The sequence below is a fragment of the Streptomyces sp. NPDC045955 genome (assembly GCF_056430805.1).
Genome location: NZ_JBWKKY010000004.1, coordinates 435559 through 450342, shown reverse-complemented (window position 1 = coordinate 450342; position 14784 = coordinate 435559). Strand labels below are relative to the sequence as shown.

Genomic DNA, 14784 nt, shown 5'->3' with positions numbered 1-14784 from the left:
AAGATGTTCGCACGGAGCAGCGGGGAGTGGTATAGGGCCTAGTCTCGCCGCCTATGCCGTACGCATGGTCGAACACTCCCCGTGACCAGGCAGGAGCCGGATCCGGCCTCAGCCCTCGCCGGTCTCCTTACGGGTGTGCAACTGCCGTGCCACCTCGGCGATCGAGCCCGACAGCGAGGGATAGACGGTGAAGGCGTTCGCAATCTGTTCGACGGTCAGATTGTTGTCGACCGCGATCGAGATGGGGTGGATCAGTTCCGAGGCACGCGGCGCCACGACCACACCACCGACCACGATCCCGGTCCCCGGCCGGCAGAAGATCTTGACGAAGCCGTCGCGGATGCCCTGCATCTTCGCGCGCGGATTGCGCAGCAGCGGCAGCTTCACGACCCGGGCGTCGATCTTCCCGCCGTCGACATCGGCCTGGGTGTAGCCGACGGTGGCGATCTCCGGGTCGGTGAAGACGTTCGACGAGACGGTCTTGAGGTTCAGCGGGGCCACGGCATCGCCCAGGAAGTGGTACATGGCGATACGTCCCTGCATGGCGGCCACGGAGGCGAGGGCGAACACGCCCGTCACGTCACCGGCCGCGTACACGCCCGGAGCGGTCGTCCGCGACACCTTGTCGGTCCAGATGTGACCGGACTCGCGCAGCCGGACCCCGGCCTCCTCCAGCCCCATGCCCGAGCTGTTCGGAACGGCACCGACGGCCATGAGGCAGTGCGACCCGGTGATGACCCGCCCGTCGGAGAGGGTCACCTCGACCCGGTCCCCGACCCGCTTGGCGGACTGCGCCCGGGTGCGTCCCATGACGTTCATGCCGCGCCGCCGGAAGACCTCCTCCAGCACGGCGGCCGCGTCCGGGTCCTCACCCGGCAGCACCCGGTCCCGCGACGACACGAGCGTCACCTTCGACCCCAGCGCCTGATAGGCGCCGGCGAACTCGGCACCGGTCACACCCGACCCGACCACGATCAGCTCCTCGGGGAGCTCGTCGAGGTCGTACACCTGGGTCCAGTTCAGGATCCGCTCGCCGTCGGGCTGGGCGTCGGGCAGTTCGCGGGGATGCCCACCGGTGGCGATGAGCACGGCGTCCGCCGTCAGAGTCTCCTCACTCCCGTCGGCGGCGCGCACCACGACCTTGCGCGACCCGTCGAGCGCCTGCATGCCCTCCAGCCGTCCGCGCCCGCGCAGCACACGCGCCCCGGCACGCGTCACGGAGGCCGTGATGTCGTGCGACTGGGCGAGCGCGAGCCGCTTCACACGCCGGTTGACCTTGCCCAGGTCCACTCCCACGACCCGGGCGGCCTGCTCCACGTGGGGAGTGTCGTCGGCGACGATGATGCCCAGCTCCTCGTAGGAGGAGTCGAAGGTGGTCATCACCTCGGCCGTGGCGATCAGGGTCTTCGACGGCACGCAGTCGGTGAGCACCGACGCCCCGCCCAGACCGTCGCAGTCGACGACGGTCACCTCCGCGCCGAGTTGAGCGGCCACCAGCGCCGCTTCGTATCCGCCGGGTCCGCCACCGATGATCACGATCCGAGTCACGTACCCCATTGTCCCGCACCCATCAACATGGCACCGCCCCGGGGCCCGCCGCCGATGCGGCTCCGTTACGCGAGTGACTCCCGGGGACCTGCCGTACCCTCTCCCCATGTCGCTCTACGCCGCGTACGCCGGCAACCTCGACGCGCGGCTGATGTCCCGCCGCGCCCCGCACTCGCCGCTGCGCGCCACCGGCTGGCTGAACGGGTGGCGGCTGACCTTCGGCGGTGAGCACATGGGCTGGGAGGGCGCCCTGCCGACGATCGTCGAGGACCCCCTCTCCCAGGTCTTCGTCGCGCTGTACGACATCGCCCCCATGGACGAGGAGTCGCTCGACCGCTGGGAGGGCGTGGGACTCGACATCTACCGCCGCACACGCGTGCGAGTCCACACCCTGGAGGGTGACGAACAGGCGTGGGCCTTCACCCTCAACGCCTACGAGGGCGGCCTGCCCTCCGCCCGCCACCTGGGCGAGATCGCCGACGCGGCCGAGTCGGCCGGCGCCCCGCACGACTACGTGATGGAACTGCGCAAGCGCCCCTGCTGAGCCCGCTTCGTCGGAAACGACAAGACAACGATCGCCACCCCGTGAGGTCCACCATCTACGCGCGTAGGCAATCACCGGCTACCCTCGTGCGCGTGAACGCATCTCTTCTTCCGGACGACATCCAGGGCGACCCCCACGCCGCCGCCGGCGCCGCCGCGACCCGCCTGCGCGAACTCACGGGCGCCGAGACCCACGACGTCGCCCTCGTGATGGGCTCCGGCTGGGCTCCGGCCGTGGACGCCCTCGGTGCCCCCGAGGCCGAGCTCCAGGTCACCGAGCTGCCCGGCTTCCCGCCCCCGGCGGTCGAGGGCCACGGAGGCAAGATCCGCTCGTACCGGATCGGCAACAAGCGCGCCCTGGTCTTCCTCGGTCGTACGCACTACTACGAGGGCCGCGGCGTGGCGGCCGTCGCCCACGGCGTCCGCACCGCGGTCTCGGCCGGCTGCAAGACGATCGTCCTCACGAACGGCTGCGGCGGCCTGCGCGAGGGCATGCGCCCCGGCCAGCCGGTCCTGATCAGCGACCACATCAACCTCACCGCCACCTCCCCCATCATCGGCGCCAACTTCGTCGACCTCACCGACCTCTACTCCCCGCGCCTGCGGGCCCTGTGCAAGGAAGTCGACCCCACGCTGGAGGAGGGCGTCTACGCCCAGTTCCCCGGCCCGCACTACGAGACTCCGGCGGAGATCCGTATGGCCCGGGTCATCGGTGCGGACCTGGTGGGCATGTCGACGGTCCTGGAGGCGATCGCCGCACGTGAGGCGGGTGCGGAGGTTCTGGGCATCTCCCTCGTCACGAACCTGGCGGCGGGCATGACCGGAGAGCCCCTGAACCACGAAGAGGTCCTCCAGGCCGGCCGCGACTCCGCGACGCGCATGGGTTCACTGCTCGCCCAGGTCCTGGGCCGCCTGTAAGCAACCCGGCGTAGTTGCCGGGGCCGGGTGGGTGGTGCCCCTGCGCCCACGGCGGCCCGCAGCGCGGCGGCCTGCGGCAGCGAAGCCAGGAACGCACACGCACCCGCGCACGCACGGAAGGGGACGTGTCGGGGGGTGTCCGCCCGCAGCGGTTGGCGCGTCAACGGACGGTTAGTCGGTGTCCGACCCCATCGCGCCGTTCCGAGGACGGACACCCCCCGGCGCGGCCCCGACCCACCACCCGGCGCTTAGGCGCAACACAAGCCCCCACCGAAGCCGCACAGGCCGCCGCAGGCACCCGCACCACCCACACAACGGAGAGGCTGACACAGACCGTGCACGACGAACTCATCGCACAGGCCCAGGCGTGGCTCACCGAGGACCCCGACCCGGAAACCCGCACCGAGCTCGCCCGCCTCATCGACGCCCAGGACCTCACCGAACTCGCCGCCCGCTTCAGCGGCACCCTCCAGTTCGGCACCGCCGGCCTCCGCGGCGAACTCGGCGCCGGCCCCATGCGCATGAACAGCTCCGTCGTCATCCGCGCGGCCGCCGGCCTCGCCGCGTACCTCAAGAAGCAGGGCCACCACGACGGCCTCGTCGTCATCGGCTACGACGCCCGCCACAAGTCGCACGACTTCGCCCGCGACACCGCCGCCGTCATGACCGGCGCCGGCCTCCGCGCCGCCGTCCTCCCCCGCCCCCTCCCCACCCCCGTCCTCGCCTTCGCGATAAGGCACCTCGGCGCGGTCGCCGGCGTGGAGGTCACCGCCAGCCACAACCCGCCCCGCGACAACGGCTACAAGGTCTACCTCGGCGACGGCTCCCAGATCGTCCCCCCGGCGGACACCGAGATCGCGGCGGAGATCGCCGCCATCCCGTCCCTCACCACCGTCCGGCGCCCCACCGAAGGCTGGGAGACCCTCGACGACAGCGTCCTCGACGCCTACCTCGCCCGCACCGACGCCGTACTCGCCAAGGGTTCCCCCCGCACGGCCCGCACGGTGTACACGGCGATGCACGGCGTCGGCAAGGACGTCCTCCTCGCCGCCTTCGCCCGCGCCGGCTTCCCGGAACCGGTCCTCGTCGCCGAGCAGGCCGACCCCGACCCGGAGTTCCCGACCGTCGCGTTCCCCAACCCGGAGGAGCCCGGCGCGATGGACCTGGCGTTCGCGACGGCCCGCGCGACCTCGCCCACCCCCGAACTGATCATCGCCAACGACCCGGACGCGGACCGCTGCGCCGTCGCCGTGCAGGACGGCACCGACTGGCGCATGCTCCGCGGCGACGAGGTCGGCGCCCTGCTCGCCGCCCACCTGGTCCGCCGCGGAGCGACCGGCACCTTCGCGGAGTCGATCGTCTCCTCCTCCCTCCTCGGCCGTATCGCCGAGAAGGCCGGCCTCAACCACGTCGAGACCCTCACCGGCTTCAAGTGGATCGCCCGCGCGGAGGGCCTGCGCTACGGCTACGAGGAGGCCCTCGGCTACTGCGTCGACCCGGACGGCGTGCGCGACAAGGACGGCATCACGGCCGCGCTCCTGATCACGGAACTGGCGTCGCAGCTCAAGGAGGAGGGCCGCACCCTCCTCGACCTCCTCGACGACCTGGCCGTGGAACACGGCCTGCACGCCACGGACCAGCTCTCGGTCCGCGTCGAGGACCTGTCCCTGATCGCGGCCGCGATGCGCCGCCTGCGCGACCAGCCCCCGACCGAACTCGCCGGCCTGGCGATCACCCGCACCGACGACCTCACCCAGGGCACGGACACGCTCCCGCCCACCGACGGCCTGCGCTACACCCTCGACGGCGCCCGGGTGATCGTCCGCCCGAGCGGCACGGAGCCGAAGCTGAAGTGCTACCTGGAGGTCGTGATCCCGGTCGCGACCCACGCCGAGCTCCCCGAGGCCCGCGCACAGGCGACGGCCCTACTGGAGTCGATCAAGCGCGACCTGTCGACAGCGGCAGGCATCTGACCGCAACGGCGGTCGTATACCCACAGGACGGCCCCGGCGCAGCCGAGCACCGGCCGGGGCCGACGGGCGGACGGACCGACGGGGCGGCAGACCGACGGGCCGACGGGCCGACAGACCGACGGGGCGGCAGACCGACGGGCCGACGGGCCGACAGACCGACGGGGCGGCAGACCGACCGTCACCCCACCACCACCAAAATCAACACCAACAACGCCCCGGCCACCGCCGGCCCCATCACCTCGTACGCCCACCGCACGGTCACCTCCCCCTGCGCCGTCTCCGCCCGGCGCCGCGCCTCGTGCAGCCCCCGCAGTTCATCCATGATCCGGTCGGTCTCCGCCCGCGCGGGCCCGTCCGACACCGGGCCTCCAGCGAGGCCCTGCCCCGGCCCCGAGCCCAGCCCGGCGCGCATCCCGAGCGCACTGCCGCGCCCCTCGTCCCGCCCCATCTGCCGCCGCGCCTGCGCGGTCGCCCGCATCTCACGCCGCGCGGCCTTCTTGCGGGCACGCAGCGACACGGGCACGGCCCACAGCTGGTACTTCGCGCCGGATTCGGTGAGGACCTCGTTCGAGTAGGCGGACTTCAGCGAGGCGACCTGCCCCCAGGGGACCACGATGACGCGGAACGGGTTGCGGATGCGCAGCCGGTCGTCACCCGCGTACACGGCGGGCCGCAGCGTGAACGCGACGACCAGCGGCACGATCAGGACCAGCACGGCGAGCGCCATCCACGGCGTGCGCCCCTCGCCCGAGACGATCGCGTCGATGCCGAGCCACCCGGCGATGGCGAGCAGCAGCGCGCCACCGGCGATGGCCGGAACCGACCGGTACACCCGGTCCTTGGACTCGGGCTCCGGAGGCTGCGGCGCGGGCGACTGGGAATCGGGGCTCGTCATGCCCCGATTCTGCCGGACCGCCCCTCGAACACCCACCGCACCCCACCCCCGATACCGCGCCACCCCCCATGCCACCCACTCCCCACCACCTCGCTCCGCCCCCACCCCGCCCCACCCGACCAAACCCAGGGGCTGTACAGCCGCTACGCGCGTAGATATGCTCGTCTGGTGACCATGCCCAGTTCTGCACTCACCGCAGCTCACCCCCTCAAGGACGTCACCGCGTCCGACAGCGCGCTGCGCCGCTTCCTCCACGGGCTTCCCGGCGTCGACGCGGTCGGACTGGAGGCCCGTGCGGCCTCCCTCGGTACGCGGTCGATCAAGACGACCGCGAAGGCGTACGCCATCGACCTCGCCATCTCGATGGTCGACCTGACGACGCTGGAAGGCGCGGACACCCCGGGCAAGGTCCGGGCGCTCGGCGCGAAGGCGGTCCGGCCCGACCCGACCGACCGTACGGCGCCCGCGACGGCCGCGGTCTGCGTCTACCCCGACATGGTGGCCGTGGCCAAGGAGGCCGTCGCCGGCTCCGGCGTGAAGGTCGCCTCCGTCGCCACGGCTTTCCCGGCCGGCCGCGCCCCGCTCACCGTCAAGCTGGCCGACGTCCGTGAGGCAGTCTCCGCCGGCGCCGACGAGATCGACATGGTCATCGACCGCGGGGCGTTCCTCGCGGGCCGATACTTGAAGGTGTACGACGAGATCACCGCCGTGAAGGAGGCCTGCGGCACGTCCGCGCGCCTGAAGGTCATCTTCGAGACGGGCGAGCTGTCGACGTACGACAACATCCGCCGCGCGAGCTGGCTCGGGATGCTGGCGGGCGCGGACTTCATCAAGACGTCCACCGGAAAGGTCGCCGTCAACGCGACTCCGGCGAACACGCTCCTCATGCTGGAGGCGGTACGTGACTTCCGTGCACAGACCGGCATCCAGGTCGGCGTGAAGCCGGCCGGCGGCATCCGCACCTCCAAGGACGCCATCAAGTTCCTCGTCCTGGTCAACGAGACCGCCGGCGGGGACTGGCTGGACAACCACTGGTTCCGCTTCGGCGCCTCCTCGCTGCTGAACGACCTGCTGATGCAGCGCCAGAAGCTGGCCACCGGCCGCTACTCCGGCCCCGACTACGTGACGGTGGACTGATACCCGTGAACAGGGAAAACGTGTCATCGGTATTCGAATACGCCCCGGCCCCCGAGTCCCGCTCGATCGTCGACATCGCGCCCTCGTACGGCCTGTTCATCGACGGCGAGTTCGTGGAGGCGGCCGACGGCAAGGTCTTCAAGACGGTCAGCCCCTCCTCCGAGGAGGTCCTCGCCGAGGTCGCCCAGGCGGGCGAGGCGGACGTGGACCGCGCCGTTCAGGCGGCCCGCAAGGCCTTCGAGAAGTGGTCGGCGCTGCCCGGCGCGGAGCGCGCCAAGTACCTGTTCCGCATCGCGCGGATCATCCAGGAGCGCTCCCGCGAGCTCGCCGTCCTGGAAACCCTCGACAACGGCAAGCCGATCAAGGAGACCCGCGACGCGGACCTCCCCCTGGTCGCGGCGCACTTCTTCTACTACGCGGGCTGGGCCGACAAGCTCGACCACGCGGGCTTCGGCGCGAACCCGAGGCCGCTGGGCGTGGCGGGCCAGGTCATCCCCTGGAACTTCCCGCTGCTGATGCTGGCGTGGAAGATCGCCCCGGCGCTCGCCACCGGCAACACGGTCGTCCTGAAGCCGGCCGAGACCACCCCGCTCTCGGCGCTGTTCTTCGCGGACATCTGCCGCCAGGCGGGCCTGCCGAAGGGCGTCGTCAACATCCTCCCCGGCTACGGCGGCGCGGGCGCGGCGCTGGTGGCCCACCCGGACGTCGACAAGGTCGCCTTCACGGGCTCCACGGCCGTCGGCAAGGAGATCGCCCGCACGGTCGCCGGCACCCGCAAGAAGGTCACGCTCGAACTGGGCGGCAAGGGCGCCAACATCGTCTTCGACGACGCTCCGATCGACCAGGCCGTCGAGGGCATCGTCAACGGCATCTTCTTCAACCAGGGCCAGGTCTGCTGCGCCGGCAGCCGCCTGCTGGTCCAGGAGTCGATCCACGACGAGCTCCTCGACTCCCTCAAGCGCCGCCTGTCGACCCTCCGCCTCGGCGACCCGCTCGACAAGAACACGGACATCGGCGCGATCAACTCCGAGGAACAGCTCACGCGCATCACCTCGCTCGTCGAGCAGGGCGAGGCGGAGGGCGCCGAGCGCTGGTCACCGGCCTGCGAACTGCCGGAGAGCGGCTACTGGTTCGCCCCGACGCTGTTCACGAACGTCACCCAGGCGCACACCGTCGCCCGCGACGAGATCTTCGGCCCGGTGCTGTCGGTCCTGACCTTCCGCACCCCGGACGAGGCGGTCGCCAAGGCCAACAACACGCCGTACGGGCTCTCCGCCGGCGTCTGGACGGAGAAGGGCTCGCGCATCCTGGCGGTCGCGAACAAGCTCCGCGCGGGTGTCGTCTGGTCCAACACGTTCAACAAGTTCGACCCGACGTCGCCCTTCGGCGGCTACAAGGAGTCGGGCTTCGGCCGCGAGGGCGGCCGCCACGGCCTGGAGGCGTACCTCGATGTCTGATCGGCTCACCGTTCTGAAGACCTACAAGCTGTACGTCGGCGGGAAGTTCCCGCGTTCCGAGAGCGGCCGGGTGTACGAGGTGACGGACTCGAAAGGCAAGTGGCTGGCGAACGCCCCCCTGTCCTCCCGCAAGGACGCCCGTGACGCGGTCGTGGCCGCCCGCAAGGCGTTCGGCGCCTGGTCCGGCGCGACGGCGTACAACCGCGGCCAGGTCCTCTACCGCGTCGCGGAGATGCTGGAGGGCCGCCGCGACCAGTTCACGCGTGAGGTGGCCGACGCGGAGGGGCTGTCGAAGTCCAAGGCGGCGGCGGTCGTGGACGCGACGATCGACCGCTGGGTCTGGTACGCGGGCTGGACCGACAAGATCGCCCAGGTGGTCGGCGGCGGCAACCCGGTGGCGGGCCCGTTCTTCAACCTGTCCTCCCCCGAGCCGACCGGCGTGGTCGCGGTCCTGGCGCCCCAGGAGTCGTCGTTCCTGGGCCTGGTGTCGGTGCTCGCCCCGGTGATCGCGACCGGCAACACGGCGGTCGTGGTCGCGAGCGAGAAGTCCCCGCTGCCCGCGCTGTCCCTCGCCGAGGTGCTGGCGACCTCGGACGTCCCCGGCGGCGTGGTCAACGTCCTGTCGGGCCGCACGGCGGAGATCGCGACCCCGCTGGCCGCCCACCAGGACGTCAACGCGATCGACCTCGCGGGCGCCGACGAGGCCCTCGCGAAGGAACTGGAGATCGCCGCGGCCGACAACCTCAAGCGCGTCCTGCGTCCACAGCCTGTGGATTACGCGGAGGCACCCGGCATCGACCGCATGACGGCGTTCCTGGAGACGAAAACGGTCTGGCACCCCACGGGGTCGCTGGGCGCGTCGGGCTCCTCGTACTAGAGCGCCCCTCACAGCGGAAGCCCCGGCCCTCCTCCGTCCGGGAGGGCCGGGGCTTCTCTCGTGCGCGCTCGCTGCCGTCAGATCCCGAGGCGCTGCGCGATGCCGTCGAGGACGCACTCCAGGCCGAACGCGAACTCCCAGGCCCGGTCGTCCTTGCGGGCCGCGTTGAGGGCGTACTGCTATCAGCTCCCGCGTCTGGAGAGCGTAGGAGCGCAGCACCTCACGCCAGTCGGTCGAGCCGTCCGGCACGGTCAGCTCCCGCGACACCCGGTCGATCATGAGAGCCCAGAGGCACCGGCCGGCTCACCGCCACCGTCACGGACCGGCTCGGGGGCGACGGCGCGCGGCTGACCGGCGGCGAGCTCACACCCGCGCTGCTGGGGGACCTGCCGGAGCCCGTCCGCACGCCTTCCGGACGGGGGTCGTGGAGGGCCTGCACGGTGTCGCGCTGGGCACCGCCGCGCTGTGCGCCGTGGCGTTCGCGGTGTCCTGGCTGGTCCGGGAGGTCCCACTGCGGGCCGCTGAGCTACTGCGAGAGCCGCCCGGCCGCCTGCCCCGGGTGTGACGCGCGCGTCAAAGGCGACGCGGGGTCGTACGGCCCCCGATGGATGCCTCACACTGGTGTCCCGTGAGTTCTCCTCTGGCCATACCGACGCGAGTCGTGCTGCTCTGCGGCCCCTCCGGCTCCGGCAAGTCCCTCCTCGCGGCCCGCTCCGGCCTCCCGGTGCTGCGGCTCGACGACTTCTACAAGGAGGGCGACGACCCGACGCTGCCGCTGGTGGCCGGGAGTTCGGACATCGACTGGGACCATCCGGAGTCGTGGGACGCGGACACGGCCGTCGCCGCGATCACCCGGCTGTGCCGCACGGGCCGTACGGACGTCCCCGTCTACGACATCGCGCGCAGCGCCCGCACCGGCACCGAGACGGTGGACATCGGGCGGGCCCCGCTGTTCATCGCGGAGGGCATCTTCGCCGCGGAGATCGTCACGCGCTGCCGGGAGCTCGGCGTCCTCGCCGACGCCCTGTGTCTGAGCCGCGGCCCGGTGAAGACGTTCCGCCGCCGCTTCCTGCGGGATCTGCGGGAGGGCCGCAAGTCGGTGCCGTTCCTGCTGCGCCGCGGCTGGCGTCTGATGCGTCAGGAGCGCTCGATCGTCGCCCGCCAGACCGCGCTGGGCGCGTACGCCTGCGACCGCGACGAGGCGATGGGCAGGCTGGCGGCCGCGGCGGCGGGCCAGTGCGCGAGCCTCGGCACGGCGGCCTAGACAGCGAAGGTACGGCGGCCTGGACAACGAAAAAAGCGGGACTGGACGGACCCCCCGGCCCTCCAGTCCCGCTCGGTGTTCCCCCGTGTTCCCCCGTGTTCCCCCCACTGTCCTGAGGAGACGCCCCCCAGCGTCTCCGCAGTCCCCCGTGGGCCCCGGTTCCCTCCCCCGTGGGGCCCCTTTGGTGCTCCCCCCGGCCTTCAGGCGACGAGCTCGCCGAAGGCGTCCTCCTCGTCACGGCCGAAGCTGAGGACCTCGTCCTCGCGCAGCCGGCGGAGCGACCGCCAGATGCTGGACTTCACCGTGCCGACACTGATGTCGAGGATCTCCGCGATCTCCGGGTCCGTGCGGCCCTCGTAGTAGCGCAGGACCAGCATGGTGCGCTGGAGCTCGGGCAGCCGGGCCAGCGCCTGCCACAGGACCGCGCGCAGCTCCGTGCCGCGCATCGCGTCCGTGTCACCGGGCGTCTCCGGCAGTTCCTCGGTCGGGTACTCGTTGAGCTTGCGGCGCCGCCAGGCGCTGATGTGCAGGTTGGTCATGGTGCGGCGGAGGTATCCGCCGACCGCGGCCTTGTCACTGATGCGGTCCCACGCCCGGTAGGTCGAGAACAGCGCGCTCTGCAGCAGGTCCTCGGCCTCGAAGCGGTCGCCGGTGAGGTGGTAGGCGGTGGCGTACAGGGAGGCGCGGCGCTCCTGGACGTAGGCGGTGAACTCCGCCTCCGACAGCGAGCGGCGCTCCCCCGAGTCCTCCCTGTACGCGGCTCCCCCGTGAGCCGCCCCCGTCCCCTTGCTGTCCCCCGTTTGTGCGTCAACGACCGTCATGAACGCGGTGTGCTGACGCCCGGTGCCGCGAGCGCACCCCCGCCCTCCCCCACGCTCGAAACCGCTCGCGCGGGAGGGACCCCCATCGGCACCGGACTTCTCGGAACCCCGGCTCACGTCGTGCAGACGCGTGACCACTGCGCTGGTGCTGGTGCCGTGCAGCGTGTTCATCTCGCGCCCCCCGTCGTGGACTTCCGGTGTGCGGCCCGCCGGCCGGGCGGGCTTTCCTGCTTGTGCCGAAAACTTTGCCGCGGCACTTTCATGGCCGTGTCCGCCGACTGTCACAGAGCTGTCACAGGGGTCGGCCATATGGCCGCCACACCTCGTGCACAGACGTCGGTGCCGTGCGCGGGTCTCATCTCGGCCCACATGTCGAACCGCGACCCCTCCATGGGCCAGAATGTGCCCGTGCCTTCCCTGTTGCTGATCGAGGACGACGACGCCATCCGGACGGCCCTGGAGCTCTCACTGACGCGCCAGGGTCACCGGGTGGCGACCGCTGCCAGTGGTGAGGACGGTCTGAAGCTGTTGCGTGAGCAGCGGCCGGATCTGATCGTGCTGGATGTGATGCTGCCCGGCATCGACGGGTTCGAGGTGTGCCGGCGCATCCGGCGCACGGACCAGTTGCCGATCATCCTGCTGACCGCGCGCAGCGACGACATCGACGTGGTTGTCGGGCTGGAGTCCGGCGCCGACGACTATGTCGTCAAGCCGGTGCAGGGGCGGGTGCTGGACGCCCGGATCCGGGCGGTGCTGCGGCGCGGCGAGCGGGAGTCCAACGACGCGGCGACGTTCGGCAGCCTCGTCATCGACCGCTCGGCGATGACGGTGACGAAGAACGGCGAGGACCTCCAGCTCACGCCGACCGAGCTGCGGCTGCTGCTGGAGCTGAGCCGGCGGCCGGGGCAGGCGCTGTCGCGGCAGCAGCTGCTGCGGCTGGTGTGGGAACACGACTACCTGGGCGACTCGCGGCTCGTGGACGCCTGCGTCCAGCGGCTGCGCGCCAAGGTCGAGGACGTGCCCTCGTCCCCGACGCTGATCCGTACCGTGCGGGGTGTCGGCTACCGGCTGGATCCGCCTCAGTGACACAGGGGAACCAGGGGGGGACCCGCGGCTGGACCGCGGCGCGCAAGGGAGTTCTGTCGCGGCTGCGCTTCACCAGCCTGCGGCTGAGGCTGGTCGTCGTCTTCGGCCTGGTGGCGCTGACGGCCGCCGTGTCCGCGTCCGGCATCGCGTACTGGCTCAACCGCGAGGCCGTGCTCACCCGCGCCCAGGACGCCGTGCTGCGCGACTTCGAGCAGGAGATGCAGAACCGGGCCGGTGCGCTGCCCGATCGGCCCACACAGGACGAGCTCCAGCACACCGCGGGCCAGATGGCGGGCAGCGGCCAGCGCTTCAGCGTGCTGCTGGTGGCGACCGACGCCGACGGCAGGACCGTCTACGGCAGCTCCGGCGGGCTGAGCGGCTTCTCGCTGCGGGACGTGCCGGTGTCGCTGCGTACGGCGGTGAACAGGGCGCAGAAGGTCGACGCGGCCGACAAGCACCCATACCACCTGTACTGGCAGCGGGTCATCGACCACGACACGCCGTATCTCGTGGCCGGGACGCGGGTGACCGGCGGTGGACCCACCGGTTACATGCTGAAGTCGCTGGAGCCGGAGGCGAAGGACCTCAACTCGCTGGCCTGGTCGCTGGGGATCGCGACGGGGCTCGCGCTGATCGGCTCGGCGCTGCTCGCGCAGGCCGCGGCGACGACCGTGCTGAAGCCGGTGCAGCGGCTCGGGACGGCCGCGCGGCGGCTCGGGGAGGGCAAGCTGGACACCCGGCTGAGGGTGTCCGGGACCGACGAACTGGCCGACCTGTCGCGGACGTTCAACAAGGCGGCCGAGGCGCTGGAGAAGCGGGTCGCCGACATGGCCGCGCGGGACGAGGCGTCCCGGCGGTTCGTGGCCGACATGAGCCATGAGCTGCGGACGCCGCTCACCGCCATCACCGCCGTGACGGAGGTGCTGGAGGAGGAGCTGGAGGCGGAGACCGGGAGCATGGACCCGATGATCGAGCCCGCCGTCCGGCTGGTGGTCAGCGAGACCCGGCGGCTGAACGACCTCGTCGAGAACCTGATGGAGGTCACCCGCTTCGACGCGGGCACGGCCCGGCTCGTCCTGGACGACGTCGACATCGCCGACCAGATCACCGCGTGCATCGACGCCCGCGCCTGGCTGGACGCGGTCGAGCTGGACGCCGAGCGCGGCATCCACGCCCGCCTGGACCCGCGCCGCCTGGATGTCATCCTGGCCAACCTGATCGGCAACGCGCTCAAGCACGGCGGCTCCCCGGTGCGGGTGTCCGTCCGGGTGGAGGACGACTCGCTCGTCATCGAGGTGCGGGACCACGGGCCCGGCATCCCCGAGGACGTCCTGCCGCACGTCTTCGACCGTTTCTACAAGGCCAGCGCGTCCCGGCCGCGCTCCGAGGGCAGCGGCCTGGGCCTGTCCATCGCCCAGGAGAACGCCCACATCCACGGTGGCGAGATCACCGCGGCCAACTCGCCCGACTCGGGCGCGGTGTTCACCCTGCGGCTCCCGCGCCACACGTTCGCGCCGGGGGAACAGCCCGCCGAGGGCGAGCGGAAGCACGGGGACGACGCCGGCCGGGACGAGGATGCGGACTCGAAGGGGAACGCCTGATGACCACGCGTCTCGTCTCCAGGGCCCGGATCGGTGCCGTGTCCGTGCTCGCCCTGCTGCTCGCCGGCTGCGGGATCCGGGCCACGGAGGTGCCGACGAACTTCGGGCCCGCGCCCTCGCGGGTGCGCTGTTCGCTCGCCGAGCCGGATGTGTCGACGCAGGCCGCGCGGGGGCTGCCGGTGCAGGTGTTCCTGCTGTGCGGGTCCTCGCTGGTGACCGTCGACCGGACCGTGCGGGTTCCGGACGGCGCGGCCGACTCCGAGCGGCGGATGCTGGTGGCGCAGGGCCTGCTGGACCAGCTCGCGGCACAGCCGTCGCCCGCCGAGAAGGAGGCCGGGTACAGCACGGACGTACGCGGCGGCATCACCGTGGGCGGGCCCCGGCCCGGCGACCCGGAGGACACGCTGCGGCTGAGCATGGCGCCGGACGGCCTCACCTCGTACGCCCTCGCCCAGATCGTCTGCACCTTCTCCGACTCGACGGCCGCCGAGGGCGACGGTTCCGTGGTCCTGGGCGGCCCCGGTGCCGGTTCCCCGCGCCGCTACGCGTGCACGGACGAGGTGCGGGCCCGGCCGGGCAGCAAGGAACCGCCTTCCAAGGACGCGGCCGGGGAGTGAGCGGGCCGGGTTCGTCCGGCTGTGGTGTATGCCTCACAGGCCTGGCG

14 protein-coding genes are annotated in these 14784 nt (G+C 71.9%); 11 read left to right on the top strand and 3 right to left on the bottom strand.

Annotated elements, in window-relative coordinates:
- Positions 1-108: 108 nt before the first annotated feature.
- Complete coding sequence (locus AC07F0_RS11255; protein ID WP_436731512.1) at positions 109-1557, bottom strand: NAD(P)H-quinone dehydrogenase; 1449 nt, start codon at positions 1555-1557, stop codon at positions 109-111.
- Positions 1558-1654: 97 nt separating this feature from the next.
- Here AC07F0_RS11255 and AC07F0_RS11250 point away from each other — a divergent pair, with 97 nt between their 5' ends.
- The 3 genes from AC07F0_RS11250 (at position 1655) to AC07F0_RS11240 (ending at position 4982) form a co-directional block, all read left to right on the top strand.
- Positions 1655-2092, top strand: coding sequence for a gamma-glutamylcyclotransferase family protein (locus AC07F0_RS11250; RefSeq protein WP_399407259.1), 438 nt, complete (start codon positions 1655-1657; stop codon positions 2090-2092).
- Between the two features lie 92 nt (positions 2093-2184).
- Entirely contained in the window at positions 2185-3009 is an 825-nt protein-coding gene (locus AC07F0_RS11245; protein ID WP_478977104.1) for a purine-nucleoside phosphorylase, read from the top strand.
- Positions 3010-3344: 335 nt separating this feature from the next.
- A complete protein-coding gene (locus tag AC07F0_RS11240; RefSeq protein WP_478977101.1) occupies positions 3345-4982 on the top strand; it encodes a phospho-sugar mutase in 1638 nt (545 codons plus the stop codon).
- A 178-nt stretch (positions 4983-5160) separates the two neighbouring features.
- On the opposite strand, the gene AC07F0_RS11235 is transcribed toward AC07F0_RS11240, so the two are convergent.
- Positions 5161-5877, bottom strand: a complete 717-nt coding sequence (locus AC07F0_RS11235) for a PH domain-containing protein (RefSeq protein ID WP_478977098.1) — start codon at positions 5875-5877, stop codon at positions 5161-5163.
- A 174-nt stretch (positions 5878-6051) separates the two neighbouring features.
- Here AC07F0_RS11235 and deoC point away from each other — a divergent pair, with 174 nt between their 5' ends.
- The 5 genes from deoC to AC07F0_RS11210 all read left to right on the top strand — a co-directional run bounded on the left by deoC (position 6052) and on the right by AC07F0_RS11210 (position 10612).
- Positions 6052-7014 carry a deoxyribose-phosphate aldolase gene (gene deoC / locus AC07F0_RS11230; protein ID WP_478977096.1) on the top strand — a complete coding sequence of 321 codons (963 nt, stop codon included), beginning with the start codon at positions 6052-6054 and terminating at the stop codon, positions 7012-7014.
- 20 nt (positions 7015-7034) lie between these two features.
- Positions 7035-8471, top strand: a complete 1437-nt coding sequence (locus tag AC07F0_RS11225; RefSeq protein WP_478977093.1) for an aldehyde dehydrogenase family protein — start codon at positions 7035-7037, stop codon at positions 8469-8471.
- Complete coding sequence (locus AC07F0_RS11220) at positions 8464-9348, top strand: aldehyde dehydrogenase family protein (RefSeq protein ID WP_478977090.1); 885 nt, start codon at positions 8464-8466, stop codon at positions 9346-9348. Before AC07F0_RS11225 ends, AC07F0_RS11220 begins: the two co-directional genes overlap by 8 nt.
- Before the next feature lie 424 nt (positions 9349-9772).
- Positions 9773-9913 carry a hypothetical protein gene (locus AC07F0_RS11215; protein ID WP_478977088.1) on the top strand — a complete coding sequence of 47 codons (141 nt, stop codon included), beginning with the start codon at positions 9773-9775 and terminating at the stop codon, positions 9911-9913.
- Positions 9914-9952: 39 nt separating this feature from the next.
- Positions 9953-10612: a uridine kinase family protein gene (locus tag AC07F0_RS11210; RefSeq protein ID WP_478977085.1), complete on the top strand. Its 660-nt coding sequence runs from the start codon at positions 9953-9955 to the stop codon at positions 10610-10612.
- Between the two features lie 200 nt (positions 10613-10812).
- On the opposite strand, the gene AC07F0_RS11205 is transcribed toward AC07F0_RS11210, so the two are convergent.
- Entirely contained in the window at positions 10813-11604 is a 792-nt protein-coding gene (locus AC07F0_RS11205; protein WP_478977082.1) for a SigE family RNA polymerase sigma factor, read from the bottom strand.
- Between the two features lie 237 nt (positions 11605-11841).
- On the opposite strand from AC07F0_RS11205, the gene afsQ1 reads away from it, so the two are divergent.
- From afsQ1 to AC07F0_RS11190, 3 genes are read left to right on the top strand one after another with little or no spacing between them, the layout of a single operon-like run.
- Positions 11842-12519: a two-component system response regulator AfsQ1 gene (gene afsQ1, locus AC07F0_RS11200; protein ID WP_010048893.1), complete on the top strand. Its 678-nt coding sequence runs from the start codon at positions 11842-11844 to the stop codon at positions 12517-12519.
- On the top strand, positions 12516-14120 hold the full coding sequence (locus tag AC07F0_RS11195) for an ATP-binding protein (RefSeq protein WP_478977079.1): 1605 nt from the start codon (positions 12516-12518) through the stop codon (positions 14118-14120). The genes afsQ1 and AC07F0_RS11195 overlap by 4 nt, the downstream gene beginning before the upstream one ends.
- Positions 14120-14737 carry a hypothetical protein gene (locus tag AC07F0_RS11190; protein ID WP_436731287.1) on the top strand — a complete coding sequence of 206 codons (618 nt, stop codon included), beginning with the start codon at positions 14120-14122 and terminating at the stop codon, positions 14735-14737. The genes AC07F0_RS11195 and AC07F0_RS11190 overlap by 1 nt, the downstream gene beginning before the upstream one ends.
- Positions 14738-14784 lie beyond the last annotated feature (47 nt).